Consider the following 25,728-nt stretch of genomic DNA (forward strand, 5'->3'; position numbering starts at 1 on the left):
TGGAATCCCATGGAATAACAGAAACAACTCTTCGGATTTGCTCGGTGACTCACCTGGCTTGCGGAGTATGCTTGAAAGGCGTAGTGGAATTGCCAGGCTCCCGCTTCAGAGCCCGGTATCAAACAGCCCGGCGGCCATCGGATATGCCCGCGAGGCTTGCATTCACCTTCCGCAGCCCCACCGGAATAATGGCAAGAATAGCTTAAAAGCCAAAACGCTTCAACAGCAAATTCGGCGCGGCACAGCCTCACCGGCAAGCCGATAATGCGCGCCAACGAAGGCCTTTCACGCCTTCAACCCGACCCCCTACTTGATCTCCATCAAATGCCGCTCGATTTTCTGCCGCACTTCGGAAGGCGGGTTCATCTGCAAGGCTTTTTCCAGCACATCCAGCGCCCGGCCGGTATCACCCATCTTTTGCAGGGTGACGCCCATCATGAACCGGCTGTCATGCACCTTGTTGCCCTGCGGGTGCTGGTTCAGCACCATTTCAAAATGAGTCATGGCTTCATCGTAACGGCCCAGCTGGTAATAATTGTTGCCCAGCCAGAAAATGATGTTGTCCTTGAGGTCTTCGGGTGGATTCTTCAACCGGTATTCCTGAAACAGCATGATGGACTCGTCATAATTGCTGTTGCGGTAGGCGTTGAGCGCGGTGGTGTATTCCTGAGGAGGTTTGTAGGCCGTGGTTTTTTTCATGGTGGCCGGCCCCTTGCGCGGCGCCATCTTGGTCTGCTGCATCGCCGCGCCTTCTTTTAGATTATGAATTTCTCCGGCCAGCGTGTTGATGTGCTGCTTCAAGGTCTCGATTTCCGGAACCAGGTTCACCGTCTGCTGGGCCGCCATATTGAGGTTGGCCTCCAGCCGTTCCTGCGTGGCGGTCAAGCGCGGCTCCATATCCTGAAGCACCGTTTGCAGTTCCTTGACGCGCTGAATGAGGGCTTCCTGCTGGCTCTGCAAAATCTGGATATCGACCTTCATTTCTTCCACATCCGTTTTCTGGTCGATGCTGTCAAAACCCGCGTTGGTGCCCGCCTCCGGCGCTTCCGTCATCACCGCCGTGCCGGTTCCGGATTTCGTGGTGTCGTCCATGAACGCATCCAGATTTTCTTCCGTGGCTCCCGCTTCGTCACCGAAAAAACCCGCCTCCTGCTCCCCAGCCGTTTCCATTTGCTGGGATTCCACCGGCTGCTGACTGCCGATTTCCTGGGTTTCGGGACTTTCACCGAAAAAGCTTTTTTCCTCTTCGCTCAACGTGCTCGACGCCCCCTCCCCGGAATCGGTGAAAAGCTGATTTTCGTCTTGGGGGTTCGCCGAAGCGTTTTCCATCTGACTGTCCAGTTCCTGTTCAAACTCTTGCTCCAAAGCCAGTTCGTCTTCGGTTTTTTTGTTCCAGGGCATGGACTGGCACCCGGACAACAAAAACGCGGCGGTCAAAGTCAAAATACCTATGAGGCGGGGTGTGATCAGGATGTTAGGCATAGATGAACTCCAAAAGTTGCGGGCCTGGCCATTATTTTAGTATAAAACCTATAAAAACAATCTCTTAAATTGCTGGTCATCTTACCACGAAACCGATTCGAGGCCACCATTTAAATCGATTTGGGACTGCGGAAGGACCCTCTCATCAGGAAGGAACCGGGCTTTTCTCGCGGATATCGAGCACGATCCGCACCAGCGTTTCCACCACCGTGTCCACATCTTCGGTCCGGTTGCTGCGGCCAAGACTGATGCGGATGGACTGCTGAATATGCTCGTCCGCCACCCCCATCGCCGTCAACACGTCAGACGGCAGCACGGAACCGGAACTGCACGCGGTGCCGGTGGAGACGAAAATGCCTGCGAGGTCGAGACGGATCATCAGGGTTTGCCCATCCACGCCATCGAAGCCGAGGTTGAGCGTGTTCGGCAAGCTGTGTTCAGAGTGACCGAAAACGCGCACGCCCGGCAGCCGGTTCTCCAGGCCCTGCCGCAGCCGCTGCTTCAAGGCCAGCAAACGCGCCGGTTCCGTCTCCAGAGTCTGCAATGCGATTTCCGCCGCGCGACCGAAACCGACGATGCCCGGAATATTCTCGGTGCCACCGCGCCGCTTCTTTTCCTGACCGCCGCCGATGAGCAACGGCTTGAGTTGCGGGATGCCGCGCCGCATGAACAGGGCTCCGACGCCTTTCGGTCCGTAAATTTTGTGCGAGGACATCGATAGCAAATCGACGGGGAAACTCTGCACATCGACCGGCACCTTGCCCACGCTCTGCACCGCATCGGTGTGGAACAAAATGCCGCGTTGCCGCACCACCGCGCCGATGCGCTCCACCGGCTGCAAAGTACCGACCTCGCTGTTGGCGGATTGGATGCTGACGAGGAGGGTTTCCCCGGTCAGCAACGCTTCCAGTGCATCGACCTGCACCTGCCCGTAGGCATCGATCGGCGCGTAATCGATGACGAATCCCTCTTTTTCCAACTCCAGACAGGCGTTGAGCACCGCCGGGTGTTCCGCCCGCGTGGTGACGATACGCCGTCCCTTGTCCTTCAGCGCACGCGCCACACCCAGCACAGCGAGGTTGTCGGACTCGGTGCCGCCGCTGGTGAACACCATCTCGCGCGGGTCGGCATGGATCAGTGCCGCCACCTGCTCGCGGGCGATGTCCATTTTGACGCGCACCGACCGTCCACGCGAGTGCGTGCTCGACGGGTTGCCGAAGTCGTCCTGCAGCAACGGCAGCATGGCCTCCAGTGCATCGGGATGGACGGGAGTGGTGGCGTTGTGATCGAGATAAATGGCGTTCATAATACGAGCCGGGTTTGAGTCTGTAATAAAATGAAGTGCTGACCCTGCTTTGAAATCAGATTGCGCACAAACTGGAGTTGGCTCAATTCAGGGTTCGCCCGGATCAGGATTCGTCCGAGTCAAGACTCGTTGGAGGCTTTTTTTATTTTTGATTTCGTTGCAAGCGGCACCGGCTGGGGAGGCGGTGCGGGTTCGGAATCGGGGGACTCCAGATTGACCGCCTCGCGCAGGGCGCGGATGTCCCGCTCCATCTGCGGCAACCGGTCCAGCACGTACTCGATCGCCTGCGACATGGGGTCGCGGAAAATTTCCTCGGCGTCTTCCTGATCGGCCGAGATGCCGGAGAACACCACCCGGGCCGGCACGCCGATGACCGTCGAATACGAAGGCACACTCTGCACCACCACCGAGCCGGAACCGATCTTGCTGTTCTTGCCAACGGTGATGGGGCCCAGCACCTGCGCTCCGGCGCCGATGACGACATTCTCCTGAATCGTCGGATGGCGCTTGCCCTTCTTCATACTGAGACCGCCCAGGGTGACGCCGTGATACATGAACACGTTGTCGCCGATCTCGGAGGTTTCGCCGATCACCACGCCCATGCCGTGGTCGATGAAAAAACGTTTGCCGATGATCGCCGCCGGATGGATTTCAATGCCCGTCAGCCAGCGCGCGATATAGGAGCACACGCGGGCGACCAGCTTCAGCCTGCATTTCCACAACCAGTGATTGACGCGATACGCGATCAACGCGTGGACGCCGGGATAGCACGCCAACACCTCAAAGGCATTGCGCGCAGCGGGGTCCTTTTCAATCGCCACGTCGATGTCTTCTCTGATCTGTCGAAACATCCCCATCAGGGCCTTTTCAAGCGGTTTTTATCTGGATTTCATTATATCCCGTCGCTCGAACGGAACCAATAAAATTCCCGGTTTTCAATATTTTGGTTGAAGCAGCGGGAAGCGTGATGAATCGAACGGTATAAACCCGTCAGTCCAAAACGGTGTGGCCGCGATTGCGCATGCAGTTGCGGTACACCCGTTTGTATTTTTCCTCGGCGCTCAGGCCCCCCTTCACCCCGCCGACACCGCCGCCGATGACCGCGCCAGTCGAAGCGCCGCGCACCGGGTTGCCGGTGATGAAACCAAAAAGGCCGCCGAAGAAGGCACCGATGGCTCCGCCCACCACCGAACCCTTGCCCGCCTCCTGCACCGTCTCGGCGGCCTGGGCGGCGAGCTCCCTGCACTCTTTCAAATCAACTTGCAGGGTCTGCGGAGAGGCATCGGCCTTGGGATCGATCACCGGTTGGTAATTGCCGTAACTGGCACACCCCGAAAAAATGAAGCTCAGAATCAGGAACGGCACAAAGACTTTGGTCATGAGGCGCTGGAATCCCTGGAAGGTCGATAATTTTGAATTATACCAAAATTTTCAATAGCTTAAAAGGTTACTGCGAAGAAAAAACCTGAGGTGCCACCCGGCGGTTTATCAACCTTTCACACAGATCACCGGTTCCAGCCGGGCGACCTTGCGGGCCAGTCCGGCGACGTGCGCCGCTTCCACCACCTGGCTGACATCTTTGTACGCGCCGGGAGCTTCCTCGGCGACGCCGCGTTGTGAAGGACTGCGGATGAGGATGCCGCGCGCCGCCAGCTCGTCGATGACGGCGCGGCCCTGCCACTGCTTCGTCGCCTGCCGCCGACTCATCTGCCGTCCGGCCCCGTGCACCGCCGAACCGAAGGCCAGCCCCATCGTCTGCTGCGTGCCACACAGGATGTACGACGCGGTGCCCAGGGTGCCGCCGATCAATACCGGCTGACCGAGGGACCGGAACGCTTGCGGGATGTCCGCATGCCCCGGCCCGAACGACCGCGTCGCGCCCTTGCGATGCACGAACACGTTTTTGCGCACGCCGTCGATGTCGTGCTCCTCCATCTTGCAGGTGTTGTGCGACACATCATAGAGCAGGTCGAGTTCGGCCAGCGGCAGCACTTCGGCGAAGATCTGCCGCACCAGATGCGTGATGATCTGGCGGTTGGCCATGGCGCAGTTCATGGCGGCGCGCATCGCGCCCAGGTACTGCTGGCCCAGTTCGGAATGGATCGGCGCGCAGGCCAGTTCGCGGTCGGGAAGCGTGATGCCGTGACTGCGGGCTGCAAGGGCCATGGATTTCAAAAACTCGGTGCCGATCTGGTGACCCAGTCCGCGCGACCCGCAATGCACGGAGAGCACGATATCCCCCACTTGCAAACCGAACGCGGTGGCAATCTCGCTATCGTACAGATCGGTCACCTCCTGCACTTCCAGGTAATGATTGCCCGACCCCAGCGTGCCCATTTCATCCTTCTGCCGTTTTTTGGCCTGCGGCGACACGCAACCCGCGTCGGCCCCGGCCATGCGTCCCCGCTCCTCGATGGCCTGCAAATCTTCCGGCAGGCCCCAGCCCTGAGCGACGGCCCAGGCGGCGCCGCCTTGCAGCATCGCATCCATCTGTTCCGGGTTGAGGCGGATGGCGCCGCGACTGCCCACCCCCGCCGGGATGTGGGCGTACAATGCGTCCGCCAGGGTTTCCTTCACGCGTTCGATGTCGTCGCGCACCAGCCCCGTGTGCAACGTGCGCACGCCGCAGGAAATATCGAACCCCACGCCGCCCGCCGAGATGACACCGCCCTGGTCGGGATCAAACGCGGCCACGCCGCCGATGGGAAAGCCGTAACCCCAGTGCGCGTCGGGCATGGCATAGGAGGCTTTCTGGATGCCGGGCAGCGCGGCGACGTTACTCACCTGCTCGCGCACCTTATCATCCATGGCCTCGATCAGGTCTTCGCTGCCGTAAATGATCCCCGGCACGCGCATCGGCCCGGTGGGCTCGATCCACCATTCCGTTTCCGATTTCCGCTGCAAATGTTTTTTCTGCATGCTTGCCTCAGCTCAAACATCGACGATGCATTGCGCCCGCCAGCGGCTGGAGTCGTCCTGCCCCACCTCAAGTGCGGTCAACGTCGCGCCCTTGACCTCGACGGCGGGTTGGTGCTTTGCCCGATCCACCGGCTCGCCCCAGGCGGTGGCCGTCAACCGCTCTCCTTCAATATGCACCTTGAAGCGCGAGAACAACAGGCCCTGCGTGGCCATTTCATAGATGAGGGCGTTCAGCCAATCGACGAGCAGGAATTCCGGATCGGGGGCGGTGCAGGCGATCGATACTTTCTGACGGGGTTCGACCTGCGCCGGATCGGTGATGACCGCCGTCATGGCCAGCGCCGCCTGTTCGAACGCCTCTTCGACGTTGCGACCGAACCCACGGATGCCCATGTCCGCATCATGAGGAAAATGTTCCCACGAGGCGGTGGTCATTTCAAACGCTCCGGCTCTCAGGCTTCATTCACTTCAGGCGGCAGGTGCGGTTCCGGCTCGTCGAAATCCTTGAGCGCGGCTTCCTGCGCTTCCGGGTCGGAGGCGAGGTAGAGGCGGATGGCCTCGAAATGCTGGCTCTGCTGGCAGCGCACCAGTTTCATGCGCATCAGTTCGAGGAGGGCGAGGAAGGTGACGATGACCTCCTGCTTGCTGGTGGCTTCATCGAACAAAGCTTCGAACGACAGGCTTTCCAAACGGTTCAACCGGCCCAGCACGCTGCGGATGTGGTCGGCCACCGACAGCGTGGTGATTTTGATTTCGATGTCGGTTTTGAAGGTTTTCTGGTCGAGGACTTTTTTGAAAGCGCTGAACAGGTCGAACACCGTGGCATCGACCAGCGTTTCCTCCGTCTCTTCCTCCTCTTCCGGAATGTCCACCGGCGCGTGGCGCGTGAAAATCTGCTGACGTTCGTGTTCCATCTGGCGCAGCTTGAAGGCCGCATCCTTGAAGCGGCGGTAGTCCATGAGGCGGCGCGTCAACTCGGCGCGCGGGTCGTGTCCCTCGTCGCCTTCTTCCTCATCCATCGGGCGTTTCTGCACCGGCAGCAGGAACTTGGATTTGATGCGGGTCAGCTCCGCCGCCATCACCAGGTACTCGCCCGCGACTTCCAGGTTGAGGTCCTGCATGATGTCGATGTAGGCCATGTACTGTTTGGTGATGTCGTGGATCGGAATGTCCTGGATGTCCATCTTCTGCTCCTTGATCAGATGCAGAAGCAGGTCCAGCGGGCCTTCAAAAATGGGAAGCTTGAATTGATAACTCATGATCGCGTGGGCAAAAAGGTTGACATCGTTGGCAATGTACCACCATCACCGGGATGCTCAAAATGAAAACAGGGTGGTTACAGATCGCCCCATTGTTGCTGCAACAAGGACAGGATGACGAGCGACGCCGACTCGGCACGCAGGATGCGCGGCCCCAGTCCGACGCTCTGAAACCCCTGCCCGGTCAGCCAGGCGGTTTCTTCCGGATCCCAGCCGCCTTCCGGTCCCGCCAGGAAAGCGATCGTTTCCACGTTCCCGTCGCTGCTCTGGTTGGCAAGGTCGCGCACGCGGGTGGCGGTTTCGTTTTCCCAGAACAGCAGTTTGAGGTCGGCGTCTTTCACATGATCGCAGAACACGTCGAGAGCCGGGATGCCCGGTCCCACTTCCGGGATGCGGGAGCGGCCGGACTGCTTCGCCGCTTCTTCCGCGATGCGCTGCCAGCGTTCCAGCTTCTTGCTCTCCTCCTGCTTTTTGGGACGCGCCACGCAGCGCTTCGTCTGCACCGGCAGGATTTGGTGTACACCCAGCTCCACCGCACGGCGCACCACGCTGTCGAACCCGTTGCCTTTAATGATGCCCTGCCCCATGACGATGCGTACCGGCGACTCCGTATCCATCGCCATCGTGGCCACCACGTCTCCCGTCACTTCCTTGTTACCCAGCGACGTGAGCCGCACCTCGAATTGCCGTCCCTGTCCATCGAGCACGACGATGCGATCGCCCTCCTGCAAACGCAACACATTGCGGATGTGGTTGACGTCGCTGCCGCGCAGCACCACGCGGGCATCCTCGATCTGTTCAGGCGGCACAAAGAATCGACGCATGGCTCTCAGGCGGGGTGCACCAGCTCCGGCACTTCGGCCAGACTGTGAATGACATGGTCCGGCTTCAGCCCGTCGGGCACCGGTTGGTGGTCGCGGTTGATCCAGGCCGTCTGCATACCGACCCCTTGCGCTCCGGCGATGTCCGCCGCCGGGTTGTCGCCGACGAACAGGATGCGCCCGGCGGGCAGCCCGAGCCGGTCGATGGCCAGATGAAAGATGGAAGAATGCGGCTTGCGGAACGGCGCCTCCGACGAATAAATGGAAAACTCAAAATAGTGGCTGAGGCCCAGCATCTGTTGCTCGCGGTCTTTCATGTAACCGGGGTTGGTGGTGTTGGACACGATGCCCAGACGCAGCCCCCTCCCCTTCAGCGCTTCGAGCGCCGCCACCGTTTCCGGATACACCCTGCGCTGCGCATAAATGTCCTCGTAATACAAAGCCAGCAACTCCCGCAAGGTCGCCACTCCATTCAATGAAATGTTGTAACGGAAAAACAGAGATTGCAGGGCGACCTCAAAACGCGCCTCCAGGCCCGATTCCCGCGACACCGCAATCATCTTGTAAAAAATATCGTGGCAGGCTTGGTAAGCGGTATCGAAATCCGGCAGCGTCACCTCCTTTGCTGCCAGGTGATCGAATACTTTTTTGAGCGGGGCGCGGTCGTCTTCATCCACCAGATCGACCAGCGTGTACGCCCAGTCGAACAGCACCGCCTGCGTGGGAGAACTCATGAGAAGCGGGATCAAGTGTTGTTTTTGTTACGGGACACCTTGTCAAAGCACGCTCGCGCCTTGTCCCGCCGCAAAAATACACTTGAAAACAAAAGATTTATAAAAAAAGAACGCGCAAGCCGTGCGGGCTGCATTCATGCTGAACGGTTTACGGGATTTGATTTCATTCCGGCTCCGGGATAAGGTTTGGCCTCGTTCCCCAACCGTGGTTTAATATAGCACATGCTTTGGTGACACAACTCATCCCGTTAATGTTCAACGTTCAGGAATGCCCCCCATGATTTCCGACCTGCCCAATCTCAAACGTCTGCCCACGCAACGCATTGCTTCTCATCAGGTGATTCAGGAAGCGGAGGACCTGGGCAGCGTGAAGGTCAAGGTGATTGCGATCCCAGAAATTGCGTTGGCAAACTGGGTGCGCCTGCGTTGCCAGTTCGAGTGTTCGTATTTCAACCAGCGTTTCACCTGTCCCACCTTCACCCCGACCCCCGACGAGATGAACGACATCCTCATGGACTACAACCGCGCCCTGGTCGTGGAAGCGCCGAGTTCGGAGGACGTGCACCGCCTGATTCTCAGTCTCGAAACCCGGCTGCGCGAAAAAGGGTTTTTCAAGGCATTTGGGCTGGATGGCCTGCCCTGCAACCTGTGCGAGGTGTGCACCATCGAGACACGATGTCAGCATCCCGATAAAGCCCGCCCCACCATGCAAGCCTGCGGCATCGACGTTTCGCAAACTTTATTGAATATTGGATGGGATTTTGCGGTAAAATTTCAACCATGTACGGAAGGCCATACCATAGGAATGGTGCTTCTGGACTGAGTCCCGAAATTTCCCAGGAAATCAACCAATCCCATGAGCTATCGGTATGCCGTTCTCGGCTCCGGCCGCCAGGGCATCGCCGCCGCCTACGACCTCGCGCGCTTCGGCGACGCCGAATCCGTCACCCTCTGCGACGCCGATCCTGAATCCGCCCGCCGGGGTGCGCAACGCGTCAACGCCCTCCTCAATACGAAACAGGCCTGCGCCGTGGCGGTGGATGTCACCGATGGGCACGGGCTGCTGAAAGTCCTGCAAGGCCAACACGCAACCGTCAGCGCGGTGCCGTTCCACTACAACCTTGGCATCACCGAGGTCGCCATCGAAGCCGGGTCCAGTTTGGTGGACATGGGCGGCAACACGGAGGTCGTGCGCCGGCAACTGGCACTGGACGATCGCGCCCAGGCCAAAGGCGTCAGCCTGGTCCCCGACTGCGGCATGGCGCCGGGGCTCAACATCAACATGGGCGTGCGCGCCATGGAGCATGTTGAAGAACCGCAGGAGCTGCACATCTGGGACGGCGGCCTGCCCCTGGACCCCAAGCCCCCCTACAATTACGTGCAACTGTTCCACATCAACGGCCTGACCAACGAGTATGCCGGGCACGCCCATTTCATCCGCAACGGCCATGTGACCGAGGTGCCCTGCCTGACGGAAACGGAGTTGATCGAATTCGAACCGCTGGGCACGCTGGAAGCGGTGGTCACCGCAGGCGGATTGAGCACCGCTCCGTGGACGTTTGAAGGAAAACTGCGTCGGTTGGAAAATCGCACCCTGCGTTACTTCGGGCACTGGGAACATTTCAAGACGTTTCAGGAACTGGGCCTGTTCAGCGAAGAACCGATTGCCGTGAACGGGCAAAACGTGGTGCCGCGGGAGCTGTACCACGCTCTTCTGGAAGACAAGATCAAGGCCGAAAACATTCAGGATATCTGCCTCATCCGTGTGCAGTGCCTGGGCATCACCGCCAACAAGATGGCCTCCTGCACGCTGGACCTGATCGAGACGGCGGATCTCGAAACCGGCTTCACCGCCATGGAAAAACTGACCGGCTGGCACGCCTCGCTCATTGCCATCCTCGCCGCACAGGGCAAACTACCGCGGGGAGCGGTCCCCGTGGACGCCGCACTCAAGGGCGATCTGTTTGATGCGGAAATCGCAAAACGCGGGTGGGATTTGCAAAAAGCCATGACACCGTGAAGGCCGATTCCTGCTGAACCCTCGGGACCCTTTTTGAAGAGTGAACAATCAGGCGATCTCTTGCCCGGATCTGTCATACCAGCCACGGGTGGCATTCGCTATTCTAACGACAGACAGCATCACCGGAACTTCCACCAAAACGCCCACCACCGTGGCCAATGCCGCCCCGGATTGAAACCCGAAGAGGCTGATGGCGGTTGCCACGGCCAGTTCAAAAAAATTGCTGGCGCCTATGAGGGCGGAAGGCGCCGCCACGCAATGCGCCACCCCAAACTGGCGGTTTAACAGGTAGGCCAATCCGGAATTGAAATAAACCTGAATCAGGATGGGAACCGCCAGGAGTCCGATCACCATCGGCTGTTCCAGAATTTGATTTCCCTGAAATCCGAACAACAACACCAGAGTGACTAACAACGCCGACAGGGAAAACGGATGCAGGGTTTTCAATGTTCGTTCCAGAGCCTCTTCCCCGCCCTGCATCATCAACCCCCTTCGCCACAGTTGCGCCACGATGAAGGGCAGGACAATATAGAGAATGACCGACAACGTCAGCGTTTCCCAGGGCACCGCAATGGAAGAAAGCCCCAACAACAGACCGACAATGGGGGCGAAGGCAAAAATCATGATCACGTCATTCAGCGCCACCTGGGTCAGGGTGAAATGCGGTTCCCCGTTGGAAAGGTGGCTCCATACAAACACCATCGCCGTACAAGGAGCCGCCGCCAGGATGATCAGGCCCGCCATATAAGATTCGATCTGCTCAGCCGGCAGGTACGTCACAAATAAATTGCCCAGAAACAGCCAGCCCAGAAAAGCCATGGAAAACGGTTTGACCGCCCAATTGATAAAGACCGTGACCCCGACCCCTTTCCAATGAGCCCCCACTTCATGCAGGGCCTTGAAATTCACCTTGAGGAGCATGGGAATGATCATGAGCCAGATCAGCACCGCCACCGGGACGTTGACGCGGAAGACTTCCATCTGGCCGATGGCCTGAAACGGTCCTGGCAACCCGTGACCGAGAACGATTCCCACCGCAATGCAGAGAAACACCCAGAGGGTCAGGTACCTTTCAAACAGTCCCATTGCGGGAGCCCTCTCGCCGTAAACGGGGGCTGCACGTTCCACCTTCATTTGCATTCTCCGGAACTTGCGGCTTCGGATTGTTTCAAGCGTTCTGCCAGGCTTACCGGGTCCGATGCTTCGAGTCGCGGTTCCAGTAAAACTTCAATTCTTCGTTCCAACTCTTCATACACCCGCTCGATCATGGCCATTCGTTCTTCATGAGAACCTTGCGCCCCGGCCGGATCTTTCAGGCTCCAATGGGCGGTCAGCGGACTTCCCGGCCAGACGGGGCACACCTCCCCTGCGGCATTGTCACAAACCGTGACCACCACATCGAAGACAGGCGCTCCGGGACGGGTGAACTCCTCCCAGCTTTTGCTACGCAGGGCGCTCATCAAATGTCCTCGTTGAACGAGCAATTCAAAAGCAAGCGGGTGGATGGTTCCGGCAGGATGACTCCCGGCGCTGTAGGCGCAAAACCGGCTTTCCCCCCAGTTATTCAAAATAGCTTCGGCCAGAATGCTCCGGGCAGAAGTGCCGGTGCACAGAAATAAAACGTTGAAACAGGATTTACGCTTCTCCACTCCGGTTTTCATCTTCCTCTCATCTCTCTTCATCCTCACAGACAATCGGAAGTTCGCAGGTTTCGGCTTGTCCCTGGCAGCAGTTTTCTGTCAGGAAGGCCATCAACCCGTTCATCGCCGAAAAATTGGCTGAATAAAACAGGGTTCGTCCCTCACGGCGGCACCACACCAACCCAGCATGCTTTAACTGAGCAAGATGGAACGAGAGAGTCGATGGGGGCAGGTCCAGAGTTTCTCCGACCTGACCGGCGGCCATGCCTGGTTTCCCAGCCTGAATCAACAGGCGAAAGATCTCCAGACGGCTTTCCTGAGCCAATGCGGACAATGAGGTGACGGCATTTAATATTTCCATATTTCTAGAAATATCAAAATTTAAACCAAACTGCAAGGAAAATAAATTCACTCCCCTGAACAGCGAAAAGTACTGTCGCGGTTGTGCCGCCAAGTCCCGGTTTATGCCCAACTCCGGACGGGCAAAGCAAAAGGGACGGATGGGTTATATGGGATTATTTTGGCAACCCACCGACATCGAAAAGGAAGGGAAGTCACACACGCGATCGACTTGAACCAAGTTCCCCGGGCCGCAAAAGCCCGATGGGGCATGGCTTCAGTTGATCTCGCCGAGGTTGTCGATGGTGTAAGTATGAGGACTGTGCATATGCTTGGCGGTCGCGGAAAAACTGGTTTCGTCGCCCGTTCCGCCCATGGCGACGTTGGTGGGAATAGTAAAACCATACTCCGGACCCGAGGCGATCGTAATGTCGCAGGAGTTGATTCCCCCGTTGTCATCCCAGTAAACCCGGCAGGCCATAAACAGGTGTCGCAAACTGGATTTGGAGTCCGAGTCGTAGGCCCGTTCTTTATACTGCACAAACTGAGGTATGGCGATGGCGGCGAGAATCCCAACGATGGCGATGGTGATCAACAACTCAATCAATGTAAATCCGCCTTCGGAATCAGCAGTTTTCTTTTTGTAAGGCATAGGCTCCATGAAGAAATGATCTTTTATTCAGGTTAAGGGAGCCGACCCCAAATGCAACCCAATTCTGCTGTTTTGCGTGGACAAACCTGCGAAAAATATTAGTTTCTGGGATATTCAAATCTCGTCCAGACTGTGCCCAATCGATGGACCCGGCCCAAGCGGGCCGTTTTTATAGCAAACGGTACGGGGGCAGTTCATAAAAGAGATATGACGACGGGCCGGAGGACCCGGCATGGAGGACCGTTTTTTCAGGCGGATTTTTTCTGGGCGGTCTGGCGCAGTTCCTGCAATTCCGAGCCGCTGATCCCCAGAAAGTAGAGAATCAGTTCCAGGTTGGAGGTGCTGATGATGGCCTGGGCATGTTTCTGCACGATGGGCTTGGCGTTGAAGGCGATGCCCAAACCGGCCCGGGCCAGCATGTGGATGTCGTTGGCGCCGTCGCCGACGGCCACGCATTGCTGGACCATCAACCCTTCTTTCTCGGCGACCGATTCCAGTATCCGCTCCTTCGCCCGGGCATCGACGATGTCCCCTTCCAACTCACCGGTCACTTTACCGTCCTGAATCTGCAACTGATTGGCGAAGCCATAGTCGAGGTTGTACTTCTTCTTGAGCTTATCGATGAAAAACTGGAAACCGCCGCTGACGATCGCCACCTTGTAACCCAGGTGCTTGACGATGCGCACCAGATCTTCCGCGCCCGGCGTCAGGGGAATGCGTTCAAACAATTCTTCCAGTTTTTCGACGGGCAGGCCCTTTAACAATTGCACCCGTTGACGCAGGGCGGCGGTGAAATCGAGATCGCCGTTCATCGCCTGATGCGTGATCTCCTTCAGCTGGTCCCCCACCCCGGCCATCTTCCCCAGCTCATCGATCACCTCGCACTGCAGAAACGTCATGTCCGCGTCGAACACGATCAGCCGCTTGTTGCGGCGGAACAGGGTGTCTTCCTGCACGGCGATGTCCACATCGAAGTTTTCCTTGAACTTCAACAGCGCGTTGAGGATATCGACGTTGGTCAGCATCTGTTTCGCCCCCACCACGATTTCCAGGACGTGGTGATCGGCATAATCCAACTGCTCGATGCGGGGGATATTGATGTCGAGGTCGGCCAGGGTGCGCGTCAATTCCAGAAACGCAATGGTGCCAATGCGGCGGCCGAGAACGGTGATCACCAACCGGTGGCAATACGGCGCTTCCGGACGGTAACCCGGTTTCCACGGATAGACGTTGATTTTGAATTTGGAGCGGCGGCTGTATTCGTCGAATTCCTGTTCCAGACGTTGCAGCGTCTCGTGACTGTTGCTTTCCAGCAGCAGCGACAGGTTGAGCAGCCCGCTGAACACGAACTGCTTGATGTCCACGACCAGCGCTTCGCAACGCACCACGGACTCCAGCGCTTCGGCCAGAATGCCGGGACGGTCTTCCCCCGCAATGTGAACATGAACCTGAAATGTGTTTGGAGTTTCCGGCATAGATTCAGAGCTGGGGGTTGTACCGCCAGCCTTCGCGCTTTTTGCAAGTCCAGCCGGAATTGATTTGAAACGTGGACAGGCTGTCGAGGGTCTGCGACTCGAACAAGGCCACCACGCCGGAACCCTGAATCGGGTTGTCTTTCAGGTGCAGGCGTTTGAGCATGGGGAGGCACGTGGATGTGGCGAGCTCTTGGAGACCCCGATCGGTGATCCCGTTTTTATTGAGATTGAGATACTGCACGTTGGCAAGAAGCGGACACACGGCCAACGCCTGCACACCGGCATCGCCCAGATCGTTGTCATCCAGATCGAGCCAGTTGACCTCTTTCATGCGCTCGGACTGCCACAGCAGTGCCGCTTCATCGGCGGAAAGACCCAAACCGCTCAGCATGGCCTGGTTGCCGCGCAACCGCCCTTCAAAAATGCTCTCTACCGTGTTGAATTTTGTTCTTGTTGCCATCCCGCTCAAACCTTTCTTCCTTGTTGGGTCCGTCCTGATATATCAGCTTTCGCTCTGCTTGTCATCCGGGAGGTATTTTTTACCACGAAGTTCCTGCGGAAGGTACTCCTGATCGACATGCCCGCCGGGATAATCGTGCGGGTATTTGTATTCCACTCCATACCCGTACTTTTTCGCATCCCGGTAATGCGCGTCCTTCAGGTGATCCGGCACCGGGTAGGACAAGCCCTTGTTCTCAATATCACTCAGCGCGCCGTCGATGGCCCGGATGGCGGTGTTGTCCTTGCGGGCCCGCGCCACGTAAATGACCGCCTGCGCCAGCGGGATGCGCGCTTCCGGCAGGCCGATGCGTTCCACGGCGTCGGCGGCGGCGTTGGCGACCACCAGCGCCATGGGATCGGCATTGCCGATATCTTCCGCTGCGGTGATCACCAGCCGGCGGGCGATGAACGTCGGGTCTTCGCCCCCCGCGATCATTTTAGCCAGCCAGTATATCGCCGCATCGGCGTCCGATCCACGTAAACTTTTCTGGAATGCCGAGGCATGGTCGTAATGCTCGGTGCCGTCCTTGTCGTACAGCACGGCGCAGCGCTGGATGATGCCCTCGATCATGGCCCGGTCCACCGGCGTCGCCGCCTCCGGATCCTGCTGCAAATGAAAACCGACGGCGGAATCGAGCACGTTCAAAGCACGGCGGGCGTCGCCATTGGCGTGGCTGATGATCAAATGCAGGGCTTCTTCGTCGAAAGCGACGGGATACCGTCCCAGCCCGTGATCCTGATCCTTGAGGGCGCGTTCCAGGATGCCGCGCACGTCCTCCGCGCTGAGATACCCCAGCCGGAACACCTGGCAGCGCGAACGCAGCGAGGGAATCACCTCGAACGACGGGTTTTCGGTGGTGGACCCGATCATGCGGATGGTGCCGTTTTCAACATAGGGCAACACCGCGTCCTGCTGGGCCTTGTTGAAGCGGTGAATCTCGTCGATGAACAGGATGGTGCGCCGCTTCTGTGATTTCCACAGCTTCTGCGCGGTTTCGATGACTTCGCGGATGTCCTTCACCCCGGCGTTGACAGCGCTGATCTCGAAAAACTGACTCTGCGTGACCCGCGCCACGATGCGGGCGATGGTCGTCTTGCCGCACCCCGGCGGCCCCCACAGGATGAACGACAGGCCGGTGTCCTTTTCGATCAGGCGGCGTAACGGGCTGGTCTCGCCCACCAGGTGATCGTGACCGAACAGCTCCTGCCAGCCGGCGGGCCGCATGCGGTCCGCCAGCGGCGCCTGCGGCAGGCGGTTGCTCTCTTCTTCCAATTCAGGAAACAGGTCCATATAAAAAAATCTTCAAACCTTGCAGGGGTGTCTTCACAAATCCATCTGGCGCAGAGAACGGATGCCACGCGCCATGGGAACCCACGTCACCACGGCGGTCAGCACCACGATCATTCCATAGAAAACCGGAACCTCCACGCCACCGACGAACTTGAACAGGAACTTTTCGTTGAAGTGAACGTACATCGGCCGGGCGCTCAGAACGAGAAACAGCAGCACGTACATCAGGCTGGAGATCATGAACAGGATGCCGCCGGTGCCGGTGGAAATTTCGGACATGTTTTCGTGATCGAAGCGGGGATACATGGCCCCCATGCCCAGGCCCATGCCGACCAGTCCGGTGGTGATCAGCATAACACCGATGACGGACATTTTCATCACGTAGGCATCCACCTGCAGCAACTGGTTGGAGACCACCGTCAACAGCTCCGCCACCAGCAACAGGGGTGGCCAGTACATCCAGAACTTGGCCAGAAGAAAACTGCGCATGTCCACCGGCGCGGTGTACAGCGTCCACATCTTCTTGCCTTCGATGCTCACCGAAGAAAACACAAAGCGCGCGATCAATGCCGACAACACAAACCCGATCAAACCGATGTTCAACACCGACACCACGTTTTTCAATGCGATGTTGTTGAGCGGCAGGTTCATGATGTTGAAGATGTAAACGATCACCAGCACCAGCAGGATGAACATCTGCGACCAGTGCGAGGGATCGCGCGTGAACACCTTCACGTCTTTCATGATGAGCGCCTGTTTCATCGGTTCCACCGGCAGGTAGGCGAGCCACGGTTTTTTACCACGGTCCTTTTTATGCTTGATGCGCGGTGCGTTCTTCACTTCCTGGTAGCTGCGCCAGCCGGAAAGGTAAATACGACGGCTCAACCACGCAAACAGAACCAGGGTCACCGCCGCCGCCGCATAGAGATAACCCAGCCGCATCCAACTGATGTCGTGGTTGCCTGCCGTCCACGCCGTCAACCCGCGCGTGATCCAACTGCTGGGCAGGTATTCAAACTCCGGCACGCGCAGGCTCTCGACAAAGTCGATGATCATTTCATCCGACACCTGCTTGTCGAAAAACTTTTCCGGCGACAGGAAGCGGAGAAACGCCACCAGTCCGGCCACGAAGAACAGCCCCATGAACGACAGGATCTGGTGCGCCTTGTCGGTCGGGAAATAGCGCATCAGCACCATGATGCCCAGCACCCCCAGGGCGCAGGGCAGCAGCACAAACGGCAGGAACGCCAGCACCAGGTACAGGTAGTACGAGGTCGTCACCTTGAAGTAATACCCGTAGGCGATGAACATAGGCAAGGCGAACACCAGCACCACCCACGACGCATTGATCACGGTCTGCATGAAACGGACGTGGATGATCGGCCCCAGCGAGATTGGCAGCGAGTGCAGGAAATCGAGATCGGATGAAATGTAATAGATGGCGAGCGCGGCAATGATGGTCGAGAACAACAGCATGGCGAACAGCGTCAGGAACACCACGTTCAACAACTGCACAATCAATTCCTCGCCGATCTGCAACGGCAAGCCGTCGAGGTATTGGACCATGCGGTAAAAGAACAGGTAGTCCGCCACCAGGAACAGCATCCCCAGCGTGCCGATCAACGCCCAGCGCGTGACCTTGTCGCGGTTGGGCCGGCCGAAATGATTTTTCATGAACCGCATGCGCACCGCCCCCAGGCTCTGCATGCCTGTCCACCACTGCCGGATTGCATTCATACCGTCACCGTTCCGCTTTCAGCGTGTGCGCCCGCACCCATTCCACGCAGACGTAATCCATCCAGCGCCGGTCGCCGTGCGGCGTGAGTCGGCGCGACACGTAGCCCATGTGCCCGCCCGCTTTCGGGTTCACGAACCGCACCCGGGACGCCTGCTCCATGCCCTCGAACACTTCAGGCGGAATGAACGGATCGTCCTGCGAGCACAACAGCGTCGTCGGGGTGTCGATGGCATTCAGAAACTGACGGGCGCTGCACGACGCATAGTAGTCTTCGACGCTGGCATAGCCCGCCGCCGGGGCTGTGTAGGTCTCGTCGAACTGCCAGATGCTGCGCGCCCGCTTTGCCGGCACGAAGGCATCGGGAAAACATTCGCGCAGGGCATCCACCTGCCGGTACATGAGGCCGAGGTAATAGCGGTTGAACGTCCCGGCGAAGGGGCCTTCTGAGATGGCGCGGCTGGCGACTTTCAGATCGACCGGCGGATTGACCGCCAACGCTGCCCGCAATGGTGACGGCAACGCACGGCCCTCGCCCAGATATTTTAATAGAATGTTGCCGCTCAGCGAAAAGCCGATCGGCAACAGCGGCGCTTCCGGGTAGCGCGCCGTGATGAAATCGAGCATCGCCGCCAGATCGTCGCTGGAGCCACCGTTGAACAGGCGATCGCACAGGCCCATGCCGGGACCGCTGCCGCGTTGGTTCACCATGAACACGCCGTAGCCGTCCTCATGCAGCTTGCGGGCAATGCGCCGGATGTACGCCGACTCGCTGCACCCGCCCATGCCGTGGGCGAGCACAACCAGGGGCCGGTTTGGCGCCTGCGGTTTCAGTTCAGCCACCACCAATACGGTGTTTTTGCCCAGCCGCACCTTGTGAAAGCGGCGCGGCGGGATGCGTGTATCGCCGGTCCACTGCGAACCGACAATCGTCTGCGCCACCGGCCCCGGGGCCAGTACATGCGGTTTGAACGGCATCCAAAACGGGTCGATTTCGGATTCCGTGCTGTTCTGAATAGGGGTAAGGACTTCTGCCACAAGTTACTCCTCAATGGGAATGGATGATTCTGCCCGCATTTCGTCGTTTAATTCCAAATCGATTTTAAGATATTATAGCGTCACCGCATGCCTGTTTGGCAAGCCTGTTGAGAGCTGACTGGGATGGCCCTCTCGTCCCCATCCATCAAACCCTGATATTTTATTCTGTCGATTTTATGATTCGCCTGCCCGTCTGGATTTTTATTTTAACGTGTTGCCTCGTCGCCCCACCATGGGCCGTAGCGGAAGAACCTGTTTCCTCGCCGCATCTCAAACACGCTGAGGACATGAGCCTGCTGGGCAACTGGGCGGAAGCGGTGACCGCATTTCAAAAAGCGCTGGCCGAGCAACCGGACAATGGCCTGATCTGGGCCAACCTCGGCGTGGCTTTCGACCGCACCGGCCAACACAAGGACGCACTCCTCGCATTTGAAAAAGCCTTGCAACAGGGTTACGACACCGCCCAGTTCCGTTACCTGCGCGGATTGTCCTTCGCCAAGGTCGATCTGCTGGCCGAGGCCGCCACGGAAATCGAGCGGGCGCTCAAGATGGATTCGCAACTCAAGTTCGCCGATTACGATCTGGGTCTGGTGTATGCACACATGGGCGCCCGCGACAAGGCACTCGCACAGGTGACCAAGCTCTACCGGCGCAACAACACCCTCGCCCGCAAACTGTATTTCCAGATGACCCCGGAGTACAAGATTGCCGCGGTGGACGACGGCGGCTCTCTAAAAGGCAAGGTGGCCATGCGCGGTTCCATCCCGAAACCACGGGTTTTCCATCTGATCAACATCCCCAATATCAAATACTGCTCCCGCATCTCCGATGGACAGGGACACCGCATCCTGCACGACTTCGTTGTCGGAGAAACCGGCGCCCTGAAGGACACCGTGGTCGCCATCCTCCGCGTCGAAAAGGGAAAACCGTTTGACCGCAAGATGACCAACGTGACCATCAACCGTTGCCAGGCGGATCAGTATGTGATCGGTTTCAAAAACGGCGAGGATTTACTGCTGGAAAACACCGATCCCATCAAGCACGAGATGGCACTGTACGAGGTCAACGGCGTATACAAATACCAGGTGTCGAACAAAAACACCATGCCCCACACCTCGCAGGTGCGCTCCCTGTTCATGAAACCCGGATCGCCGGAAATGATTCTCAAGTGCAACCTGCATCCGTTCATCCAGACGCGGGGCTTCATGGTGGCCAACCCTTATTACGCCGTGACCGATGCCGAGGGACGATTCGAAATCCACGACATTCCACCCGGAACCTACGAGGTGATTGCCTGGCACCCGTTCATCCCCACAGAGACCGGAACCGTCACCATTAAGGCGGACCAGACGGCCACTCTCGACTTCACGTTTGAAGGCGATGACGAGCGCCGAAAGCTGTATCAGAACGATACCAAGGGCTACCGCTTCAATACGGTCTATGACAGCAAGGAAAATTTTTATGGAGGGAAGCTGGAAGTGGACCCGGTCGAAATCCTGCAGCAGTTCAACAACACCGACCGTTACATCCATGTCGGCCCGTCGCCTACCGAATAGTGAGGATCACCGTATCCAGTTGATGGCGCTGCTGAGCCCGGCGCGCTGCCTCCTCCGCCGCACTCCGGTCTGAAAACTCACCCAGAAACACCCGGTACCAGAGGCTGTCGCCCGGCAACGTGACGGCCTGATAAAAAGCGGGGTAGCCCTTTTCCTGCAACGTCGATTCCAAAGCACGGGCCCGCTCCACCTCGCGGAACGAACTGACCTGCACCCGGTATCGCAGGTCGCCGGATTCATCAGATTTCAGGGTCCCGGCTTGCGGTGGGTTCACCTGGGGGGACGGGATGGACTCCGAGGGGCCCGGTTGGGTTTCGGGTTCATCTTCGACCAACGCTTCGAGTTCCTTGATCTTTTCTTCCAGACTCTTCGCCGAGTCCTGCTGCACCAGCTTTACGGGAGCGGGTGTCTCCGGTGCTTCGGGCTTTTGGACCGCTTCGACGATCGGGGGTTCGGCTTCCGTATCCGGCATGTCCTCATCCTCAACGTCGTCCAGCATTTCCTGCTGATAGCCCTGCTTTTCGACGATGCTGCCATCGAGGTCCACAAACCGATTCTGGCTGACATCATTCAGGGTATCGAAGAAGGTGAAATCGTTTTCGATTTTGGGTGCGGGCACCACATCCTTCAGCCTCTTCTTGAGATTGTCCGGCTTGACCGCGCGTTGCTTCTCGGCAACCTCGATGGCTTCCTCCTTATCGAGGGTGGGCACAAAAATAGTGCTGCGCCAGGCATAGCCGGTGCCGGCACCGACCGCAAAGAAAAACAGGATCAAGATGATGCGGGTCTTCAATCGCATGACAGCTCCCCAACCGGGTCCAATCCGGAACCTCCGCCTAAGTGATTGTTTTTATTTGATGAAAGATAGGAAAAGTATACCATGATTTTCAATAATTTAAACAAATTTTATTAAAAACCGGGGCAGCGCCGGGCACGGAACCGTCCTCAGGGGGCTCCCTGCGGCTTCATAACGCGGTGGAAGGGGTGTGGGAGTCCCTACATTTTTTCCGGAGCCGTCACGCCCATCAGGGCCAGGCCACTGGCGATGACATTGCGCAGGGTGTGGATGAGAAACAGCCGCGCCCGCGTCAGTTCCGGGTTGTCGGTCACGATGCGGTGATGGGCGTAGTAATTGTGGAAGATGGAGACGAGGTCGTTCAGGTAAAAGGGAATGCGGTGCACCTCCTGCGACAAGGCGCTCTTCTCGATGCATTCGGGAAACGACAGGATCTTTTTGATCAACGCAAACTCGGCATTTTCGGTCAACGGCCCCAGGTCCGCGTTGGCCCAGTCTTCGGCCCGGTAGCCCTGCTCCTCGGCGGTGCGGAACAGGTTGCAGATGCGCGCGTGCGCGTACTGGATGTAATAGACGGGATTTTCCGGCGTTTCTTTTTTCGCCAGTTCCAGATCGAAATCCAGATGGCTGTCGGAGCTGCGCATCAGGAAGAAGAAACGCGTGGCATCGACGCCCACTTCCTTGACCACATCCGCGAGGGTGACGAACTCGCCGGAGCGCGTGGACATGGACACCTTCTCGCCGCCCCGGCGCAGCGCGACGAACTGCACAAGGATGACCTTGAATACGTCCTCGTCAAACCCCATCATCTTGAGCACCGACTGCATGCGCGGCACGTAGCCGTGGTGATCCGCACCCCACAGGTCCAGAATCATGTTGAAGCCGCGATCGATCTTGTTTTTGTGGTAGGCGATGTCGGCGCAGAAATAGGTCTTTTCGCCGTCGTTTTTGATGAGCACGCGGTCGGCGTCGTCATCGAAGTCGGAGGTCTTCAGCCAGGTGGCGTCGTCCTTGTCATAGATGTAGCCCTTGTCACGCAGCCATTCGAGCGACTGGTCCACCGACTGGTCTTCGTGCAGAATCTGCTCGCTGAACCAGTGGTCGTATTCCACGCGGAACGCCTTCAGGTCTTCCTTGATGCCTTCGAGGATGGACGCGGTGGCGTACAGCCGGAAAAAGTTCAGCGCGTCTTCCTCGTTTTTTTCGAGATGGCTGCGGCCATCGCGGTCGATGATCTCTTTGGCAATGCCTTGGATGTAATCCCCCTGATAACCTTCTTCGGGGAACTGCACGGTCTCCCCCAGCAATTCCTTGTAGCGCAGCCAGGTGGAGCGCCCCAGCGTGTTCATCTGGTTGCCGACGTCATTGATGTAATACTCCGAAGAGACGTCGAACCCGGCCATCTTGAGGATGCAGGACAAGGCGTGGCCGACGGCGGCGCCGCGTCCGTGCCCGACGTGCAGGGGGCCGGTGGGGTTGGCGCTGACGAACTCGACCAGCACCCTCTTGCCTTCACCCACGTGGCAGCGGCCGAAGTCCTTGCCCAGGCCCGCGGCCTCGCGCAGTTGCTGGCGGAAGAAATCCTGCGTCATTTTAATGTTGATGAACCCGGGACCGGCGACGGTGGCCGACTCCGCCTGCCCGCCTTCCGACTCGATTTCAGTACAGATCTTCTCCGCAATCTCGCGAGGGTTCTTTTTTTCCGATTTAGCCAATTGCATGGCAACGGTGGAGGCGAAGTCTCCCAGCGCTTCATCCTTGGGTTCTTCGACCACAACGTCCGGCAATGCTTCCAGGCTCAGTCCACCCTGCTCTTTAACCCGGTTGAGCGCCTGCACCACCATGTGTTTGACAATATCTTTCATGCTTTCTATTCTCATAGAGATTGCAGAACGCCCTCTCTCGAAGGAGCGCTCAACAAGTTCCTGTTAAGGATCAAAAAAGGGGGGAATGACTGATTATGGTTTGCGGGATGTGTGGATCGCCGCGATCTTGCTTTCCATTTCTTGTTCCAGGCGTTCCTTGTCCTCGGCGAATTCCCGTTTGAGTTCTTCCGCGGCCCCGTGCAGATTTTCAGGTCGTGTCCGCTCTGCCAGATTGCTGAGTGCGTGCTGAAGCATCACGTCTTTATCGGCGATGCGCGCCTTGTATTCCTTGCGGATGGCGTCGATTTCTTTCTTCTGGGCGGTGGTGAGCTTTTTCTTGTTTTTGAGGCCCGGAATCATCTTGTCTGACTTTTCCATACTCAATTCCCAGGCGCTTTTGAGACCCGACATGACTCACCTCCTGTTGTAGATCAGGGGATTATAAAGAAACCTCAAAATCAAAACAATTATAATTCGCCCGCCAAGTTCGCGCCACCCCCTTAGCGGTTGACTGCCCCCGATCTTCTGCTATCCTTTTTATTATGGGGGTCGAGACGGAACGAACGGTTTTATTGCGACAATTGAAGGATTACCTGGTATTTCTCAGGGATCAGGGGATGGATCGCGTGCCGTTGACCCAGGCGCTGGAAACCCGCCCCCCGGCCCCGAATCCGGCTCCTGTGCGGCCCCCAGGTGGGGAACCCACGGATGGGGAACGGCGACCTGCGCCGGCACCCATCCCATCTCCCGAACCGGTCTCCGCCACCACCGAAACCATGAACCAAACCGATGCCAGCAGCCGCCTGATCGAAGTCCGCAACGAACTCGGCGACTGCACGCGGTGCAAGCTGTCGGCAACACGTCAGAACATCGTTTTCGGCTCCGGCAACCCGAACGCCAAACTGCTGTTCATCGGCGAGGGTCCCGGAGCGGATGAGGACGCGCAGGGCCTGCCCTTTGTCGGCCGCGCCGGTAAGAAGCTGACCGAAATCATCGAAAAGGGCATGCACCTGAACCGGGAGCAGGACACTTATATCTGCAACATCGTCAAATGCCGGCCGCCCGGCAACCGCGACCCGGAGGCGGAAGAGATCGACGCCTGTAAGCCGTTTCTGATCGAGCAGGTGCGGGCCATCCGGCCCAAAGTGATCGTCGCGCTGGGCAAACCGTCGGCATCGACCCTGCTCGGCCGGACCGTCGCCATCACCAAGGAGCGCGGCACCTGGCACGAGTTCGACGGCATTCCGCTGATGCTCACGTTCCACCCGGCGTACCTGCTCCGCTTCTACACGCTGGAAAACCGGCGCGCGGTGATGGAAGACATGCAAAAAGTTCTTGAGGTACTGAAACCATGACCCAGGCGAACACGGCCATTGCCCGTCTGCAGTCCAACATTGAAAGCGTCATCATCGGCAAGCCCGACGTGATCGAGAACACCATCGTCACCCTGATCGCGGGCGGACACCTGTTGATCGAAGACGTCCCCGGCGTCGGCAAAAGCTCGCTGGCGTTTGCGCTGGCGCGCTCGCTCGGCCTCGAGTTCCGCCGTATTCAATTCACCAACGACATCCTGCCGTCGGACATCGTCGGCGTCTCCATCTACAATCAGAAGGACAACTCGTTCGAGTTCAACCGCGGCCCCATCTTCGCCAACCTGGTGCTGGCGGATGAGATCAACCGCTCATCTCCACGCACGCAGAGCGCCCTGCTGGAGGCGATGAACGAAAAACAGGTGTCGGTGGACAACCGCACCTACGACCTGGAAGACCCGTTCATGGTGATCGCCACGCAGAATCCGATCGAGAGCCACGGCGCGCATCCGTTGCCGGAGTCGCAGCTCGACCGTTTCATGATGTATCTGTCGATGGGCTATCCCGATCCGGAGGAAGAACGCAAACTGCTCGGCACGCAGTCGCCGTCGCGCAACATCCGGGAATTGCAGGCCATCCTCAGCCGCGAGAATGTGATCGACCTGCAACGGCAGGCCGAAGCCGTGACCATGGAGCCGGTGTTGATCGACTACATCATGAACGTGGTGACGGCCACCCGCGAATCGAAACACCTGTCTTTGGGTGTCAGCCCACGCGGTGGACTGATCCTGCAACAGGCCGCCCGCGCCCGCGCTCTGGTGCACGGCCGCACCTACTGCATACCCGACGACATCAAGCAACTCGCCGTGCCGGTGCTCTGCCACCGTGTCATTCCGCAGAACCATCACGGCATGAACAAACGCACCGTGGCGGACACCTCGGCGGTCATCCTCGAAATTGTCGACAAAATGGAAATCCCGGTCTAAGAT

26 protein-coding genes are annotated in these 25,728 nt (G+C 58.3%); 5 read left to right on the top strand and 21 right to left on the bottom strand.

Translation table 11 applies throughout. The annotated features are described in order from the left end of the window. Positions 1-306: 306 nt before the first annotated feature. From QML71_RS07955 to QML71_RS07995, 9 genes are all read right to left on the bottom strand, one after another. Positions 307-1,482: a tetratricopeptide repeat protein gene (locus tag QML71_RS07955; protein ID WP_282011391.1), complete on the bottom strand. Its 1,176-nt coding sequence runs from the start codon at positions 1,480-1,482 to the stop codon at positions 307-309. 145 nt (positions 1,483-1,627) lie between these two features. Further along, positions 1,628-2,788 (bottom strand): cysteine desulfurase family protein, encoded by a 1,161-nt coding sequence (locus QML71_RS07960; protein WP_282011392.1) that lies wholly within the window; start codon positions 2,786-2,788, stop codon positions 1,628-1,630. 119 nt (positions 2,789-2,907) lie between these two features. Then, positions 2,908-3,639: a serine O-acetyltransferase gene (gene cysE / locus QML71_RS07965; RefSeq protein ID WP_282011393.1), complete on the bottom strand. Its 732-nt coding sequence runs from the start codon at positions 3,637-3,639 to the stop codon at positions 2,908-2,910. 139 nt (positions 3,640-3,778) lie between these two features. Then, positions 3,779-4,168 carry a YMGG-like glycine zipper-containing protein gene (locus QML71_RS07970; RefSeq protein ID WP_282011394.1) on the bottom strand — a complete coding sequence of 130 codons (390 nt, stop codon included), beginning with the start codon at positions 4,166-4,168 and terminating at the stop codon, positions 3,779-3,781. A 108-nt stretch (positions 4,169-4,276) separates the two neighbouring features. Then, positions 4,277-5,707 carry an RtcB family protein gene (locus QML71_RS07975; protein ID WP_282011395.1) on the bottom strand — a complete coding sequence of 477 codons (1,431 nt, stop codon included), beginning with the start codon at positions 5,705-5,707 and terminating at the stop codon, positions 4,277-4,279. A 12-nt stretch (positions 5,708-5,719) separates the two neighbouring features. Next, positions 5,720-6,142 carry an archease gene (locus QML71_RS07980; protein WP_282011396.1) on the bottom strand — a complete coding sequence of 141 codons (423 nt, stop codon included), beginning with the start codon at positions 6,140-6,142 and terminating at the stop codon, positions 5,720-5,722. Positions 6,143-6,159: 17 nt separating this feature from the next. Beyond that, on the bottom strand, positions 6,160-6,966 hold the full coding sequence (locus QML71_RS07985; protein ID WP_282011397.1) for a segregation and condensation protein A: 807 nt from the start codon (positions 6,964-6,966) through the stop codon (positions 6,160-6,162). A gap of 77 nt (positions 6,967-7,043) precedes the next feature. Then, a complete protein-coding gene (locus QML71_RS07990) occupies positions 7,044-7,790 on the bottom strand; it encodes a 16S rRNA (uracil(1498)-N(3))-methyltransferase (protein ID WP_282011398.1) in 747 nt (248 codons plus the stop codon). Positions 7,791-7,795: 5 nt separating this feature from the next. After that, on the bottom strand, positions 7,796-8,521 hold the full coding sequence (locus QML71_RS07995) for an HAD family hydrolase (protein WP_282011399.1): 726 nt from the start codon (positions 8,519-8,521) through the stop codon (positions 7,796-7,798). Between the two features lie 277 nt (positions 8,522-8,798). Between QML71_RS07995 and QML71_RS08000 the strand changes: the two genes are divergently transcribed. Together QML71_RS08000 and QML71_RS08005 are read left to right on the top strand one after the other, a co-directional pair. Continuing rightward, the gene (locus tag QML71_RS08000; protein ID WP_282011400.1) at positions 8,799-9,344 is read left to right on the top strand and encodes a DUF2284 domain-containing protein; all 546 of its coding nucleotides are present in this window, start codon (positions 8,799-8,801) and stop codon (positions 9,342-9,344) included. Positions 9,345-9,377: 33 nt separating this feature from the next. After that, positions 9,378-10,541, top strand: a complete 1,164-nt coding sequence (locus QML71_RS08005) for a saccharopine dehydrogenase family protein (protein WP_282011401.1) — start codon at positions 9,378-9,380, stop codon at positions 10,539-10,541. A gap of 48 nt (positions 10,542-10,589) precedes the next feature. Here QML71_RS08005 and arsB read toward each other — a convergent pair whose 3' ends face one another. From arsB to QML71_RS08050, 9 genes are all read right to left on the bottom strand, one after another. After that, positions 10,590-11,627 (bottom strand): ACR3 family arsenite efflux transporter, encoded by a 1,038-nt coding sequence (gene arsB, locus QML71_RS08010; RefSeq protein WP_345742346.1) that lies wholly within the window; start codon positions 11,625-11,627, stop codon positions 10,590-10,592. Between the two features lie 44 nt (positions 11,628-11,671). Continuing rightward, complete coding sequence (locus tag QML71_RS08015) at positions 11,672-12,202, bottom strand: arsenate reductase ArsC (protein ID WP_282011403.1); 531 nt, start codon at positions 12,200-12,202, stop codon at positions 11,672-11,674. A 7-nt stretch (positions 12,203-12,209) separates the two neighbouring features. Then, positions 12,210-12,542 (bottom strand): ArsR/SmtB family transcription factor, encoded by a 333-nt coding sequence (locus QML71_RS08020; protein ID WP_345742347.1) that lies wholly within the window; start codon positions 12,540-12,542, stop codon positions 12,210-12,212. A 255-nt stretch (positions 12,543-12,797) separates the two neighbouring features. Continuing rightward, entirely contained in the window at positions 12,798-13,172 is a 375-nt protein-coding gene (locus tag QML71_RS08025) for a type IV pilin protein (protein ID WP_282011405.1), read from the bottom strand. Positions 13,173-13,420: 248 nt separating this feature from the next. Beyond that, positions 13,421-14,647, bottom strand: a complete 1,227-nt coding sequence (gene serB / locus QML71_RS08030; protein WP_282011406.1) for a phosphoserine phosphatase SerB — start codon at positions 14,645-14,647, stop codon at positions 13,421-13,423. A 4-nt stretch (positions 14,648-14,651) separates the two neighbouring features. Next, positions 14,652-15,107, bottom strand: a complete 456-nt coding sequence (locus tag QML71_RS08035; protein ID WP_282011407.1) for a leucine-rich repeat domain-containing protein — start codon at positions 15,105-15,107, stop codon at positions 14,652-14,654. A 42-nt stretch (positions 15,108-15,149) separates the two neighbouring features. Next, positions 15,150-16,439, bottom strand: coding sequence for a replication-associated recombination protein A (locus QML71_RS08040; RefSeq protein WP_282011408.1), 1,290 nt, complete (start codon positions 16,437-16,439; stop codon positions 15,150-15,152). Positions 16,440-16,472: 33 nt separating this feature from the next. Further along, on the bottom strand, positions 16,473-18,176 hold the full coding sequence (locus tag QML71_RS08045; RefSeq protein WP_282011409.1) for a putative ABC transporter permease subunit: 1,704 nt from the start codon (positions 18,174-18,176) through the stop codon (positions 16,473-16,475). A gap of 4 nt (positions 18,177-18,180) precedes the next feature. After that, positions 18,181-19,212 (bottom strand): YheT family hydrolase, encoded by a 1,032-nt coding sequence (locus QML71_RS08050; RefSeq protein WP_282011410.1) that lies wholly within the window; start codon positions 19,210-19,212, stop codon positions 18,181-18,183. A gap of 176 nt (positions 19,213-19,388) precedes the next feature. On the opposite strand from QML71_RS08050, the gene QML71_RS08055 reads away from it, so the two are divergent. Beyond that, positions 19,389-20,768, top strand: a complete 1,380-nt coding sequence (locus QML71_RS08055; protein ID WP_282011411.1) for a tetratricopeptide repeat protein — start codon at positions 19,389-19,391, stop codon at positions 20,766-20,768. Here the strand turns inward: QML71_RS08055 and QML71_RS08060 are convergent. The 3 genes from QML71_RS08060 to QML71_RS08070 form a co-directional block, all read right to left on the bottom strand. Beyond that, positions 20,758-21,567, bottom strand: coding sequence for an SPOR domain-containing protein (locus QML71_RS08060; RefSeq protein WP_282011412.1), 810 nt, complete (start codon positions 21,565-21,567; stop codon positions 20,758-20,760). The two genes, QML71_RS08055 and QML71_RS08060, sit on opposite strands and share 11 nt — an antisense overlap. Positions 21,568-21,764: 197 nt before the next feature. Then, complete coding sequence (gene argS, locus QML71_RS08065) at positions 21,765-23,429, bottom strand: arginine--tRNA ligase (protein ID WP_282011413.1); 1,665 nt, start codon at positions 23,427-23,429, stop codon at positions 21,765-21,767. Between the two features lie 93 nt (positions 23,430-23,522). Continuing rightward, on the bottom strand, positions 23,523-23,840 hold the full coding sequence (locus QML71_RS08070) for a hypothetical protein (RefSeq protein WP_282011414.1): 318 nt from the start codon (positions 23,838-23,840) through the stop codon (positions 23,523-23,525). 365 nt (positions 23,841-24,205) lie between these two features. Between QML71_RS08070 and QML71_RS08075 the strand changes: the two genes are divergently transcribed. Beyond that, positions 24,206-24,784 (top strand): uracil-DNA glycosylase, encoded by a 579-nt coding sequence (locus QML71_RS08075; RefSeq protein ID WP_282011415.1) that lies wholly within the window; start codon positions 24,206-24,208, stop codon positions 24,782-24,784. After that, the gene (locus QML71_RS08080) at positions 24,781-25,725 is read left to right on the top strand and encodes an AAA family ATPase (protein WP_282011416.1); all 945 of its coding nucleotides are present in this window, start codon (positions 24,781-24,783) and stop codon (positions 25,723-25,725) included. The genes QML71_RS08075 and QML71_RS08080 overlap by 4 nt, the downstream gene beginning before the upstream one ends. Positions 25,726-25,728: the final 3 nt, after the last annotated feature.

The sequence above is a fragment of the Nitrospina watsonii genome, from assembly GCF_946900835.1.
Lineage (GTDB): Bacteria > Nitrospinota > Nitrospinia > Nitrospinales > Nitrospinaceae > Nitrospina > Nitrospina watsonii.

What these genes read in the sequence shown, in the direction of transcription:
- QML71_RS07955 (WP_282011391.1), bottom strand. Translation starts at nt 1,482, where the DNA reads ATGCCTAACATCCTGATCACACCCCGCCTCATAGGTATTTTGACTTTG.
- QML71_RS07960 (WP_282011392.1), bottom strand. Translation starts at nt 2,788, where the DNA reads ATGAACGCCATTTATCTCGATCACAACGCCACCACTCCCGTCCATCCC.
- cysE (WP_282011393.1), bottom strand. Translation starts at nt 3,639, where the DNA reads ATGTTTCGACAGATCAGAGAAGACATCGACGTGGCGATTGAAAAGGAC.
- QML71_RS07970 (WP_282011394.1), bottom strand. Translation starts at nt 4,168, where the DNA reads ATGACCAAAGTCTTTGTGCCGTTCCTGATTCTGAGCTTCATTTTTTCG.
- QML71_RS07975 (WP_282011395.1), bottom strand. Translation starts at nt 5,707, where the DNA reads ATGCAGAAAAAACATTTGCAGCGGAAATCGGAAACGGAATGGTGGATC.
- QML71_RS07980 (WP_282011396.1), bottom strand. Translation starts at nt 6,142, where the DNA reads ATGACCACCGCCTCGTGGGAACATTTTCCTCATGATGCGGACATGGGC.
- QML71_RS07985 (WP_282011397.1), bottom strand. Translation starts at nt 6,966, where the DNA reads ATGAGTTATCAATTCAAGCTTCCCATTTTTGAAGGCCCGCTGGACCTG.
- QML71_RS07990 (WP_282011398.1), bottom strand. Translation starts at nt 7,790, where the DNA reads ATGCGTCGATTCTTTGTGCCGCCTGAACAGATCGAGGATGCCCGCGTG.
- QML71_RS07995 (WP_282011399.1), bottom strand. Translation starts at nt 8,521, where the DNA reads ATGAGTTCTCCCACGCAGGCGGTGCTGTTCGACTGGGCGTACACGCTG.
- QML71_RS08000 (WP_282011400.1), top strand. Translation starts at nt 8,799, where the DNA reads ATGATTTCCGACCTGCCCAATCTCAAACGTCTGCCCACGCAACGCATT.
- QML71_RS08005 (WP_282011401.1), top strand. Translation starts at nt 9,378, where the DNA reads ATGAGCTATCGGTATGCCGTTCTCGGCTCCGGCCGCCAGGGCATCGCC.
- arsB (WP_345742346.1), bottom strand. Translation starts at nt 11,627, where the DNA reads ATGGGACTGTTTGAAAGGTACCTGACCCTCTGGGTGTTTCTCTGCATT.
- QML71_RS08015 (WP_282011403.1), bottom strand. Translation starts at nt 12,202, where the DNA reads ATGAAAACCGGAGTGGAGAAGCGTAAATCCTGTTTCAACGTTTTATTT.
- QML71_RS08020 (WP_345742347.1), bottom strand. Translation starts at nt 12,542, where the DNA reads ATGGAAATATTAAATGCCGTCACCTCATTGTCCGCATTGGCTCAGGAA.
- QML71_RS08025 (WP_282011405.1), bottom strand. Translation starts at nt 13,172, where the DNA reads ATGCCTTACAAAAAGAAAACTGCTGATTCCGAAGGCGGATTTACATTG.
- serB (WP_282011406.1), bottom strand. Translation starts at nt 14,647, where the DNA reads ATGCCGGAAACTCCAAACACATTTCAGGTTCATGTTCACATTGCGGGG.
- QML71_RS08035 (WP_282011407.1), bottom strand. Translation starts at nt 15,107, where the DNA reads ATGGCAACAAGAACAAAATTCAACACGGTAGAGAGCATTTTTGAAGGG.
- QML71_RS08040 (WP_282011408.1), bottom strand. Translation starts at nt 16,439, where the DNA reads ATGGACCTGTTTCCTGAATTGGAAGAAGAGAGCAACCGCCTGCCGCAG.
- QML71_RS08045 (WP_282011409.1), bottom strand. Translation starts at nt 18,176, where the DNA reads ATGAATGCAATCCGGCAGTGGTGGACAGGCATGCAGAGCCTGGGGGCG.
- QML71_RS08055 (WP_282011411.1), top strand. Translation starts at nt 19,389, where the DNA reads ATGATTCGCCTGCCCGTCTGGATTTTTATTTTAACGTGTTGCCTCGTC.
- QML71_RS08060 (WP_282011412.1), bottom strand. Translation starts at nt 21,567, where the DNA reads ATGCGATTGAAGACCCGCATCATCTTGATCCTGTTTTTCTTTGCGGTC.
- argS (WP_282011413.1), bottom strand. Translation starts at nt 23,429, where the DNA reads ATGAAAGATATTGTCAAACACATGGTGGTGCAGGCGCTCAACCGGGTT.
- QML71_RS08070 (WP_282011414.1), bottom strand. Translation starts at nt 23,840, where the DNA reads ATGTCGGGTCTCAAAAGCGCCTGGGAATTGAGTATGGAAAAGTCAGAC.
- QML71_RS08075 (WP_282011415.1), top strand. Translation starts at nt 24,206, where the DNA reads ATGAACCAAACCGATGCCAGCAGCCGCCTGATCGAAGTCCGCAACGAA.
- QML71_RS08080 (WP_282011416.1), top strand. Translation starts at nt 24,781, where the DNA reads ATGACCCAGGCGAACACGGCCATTGCCCGTCTGCAGTCCAACATTGAA.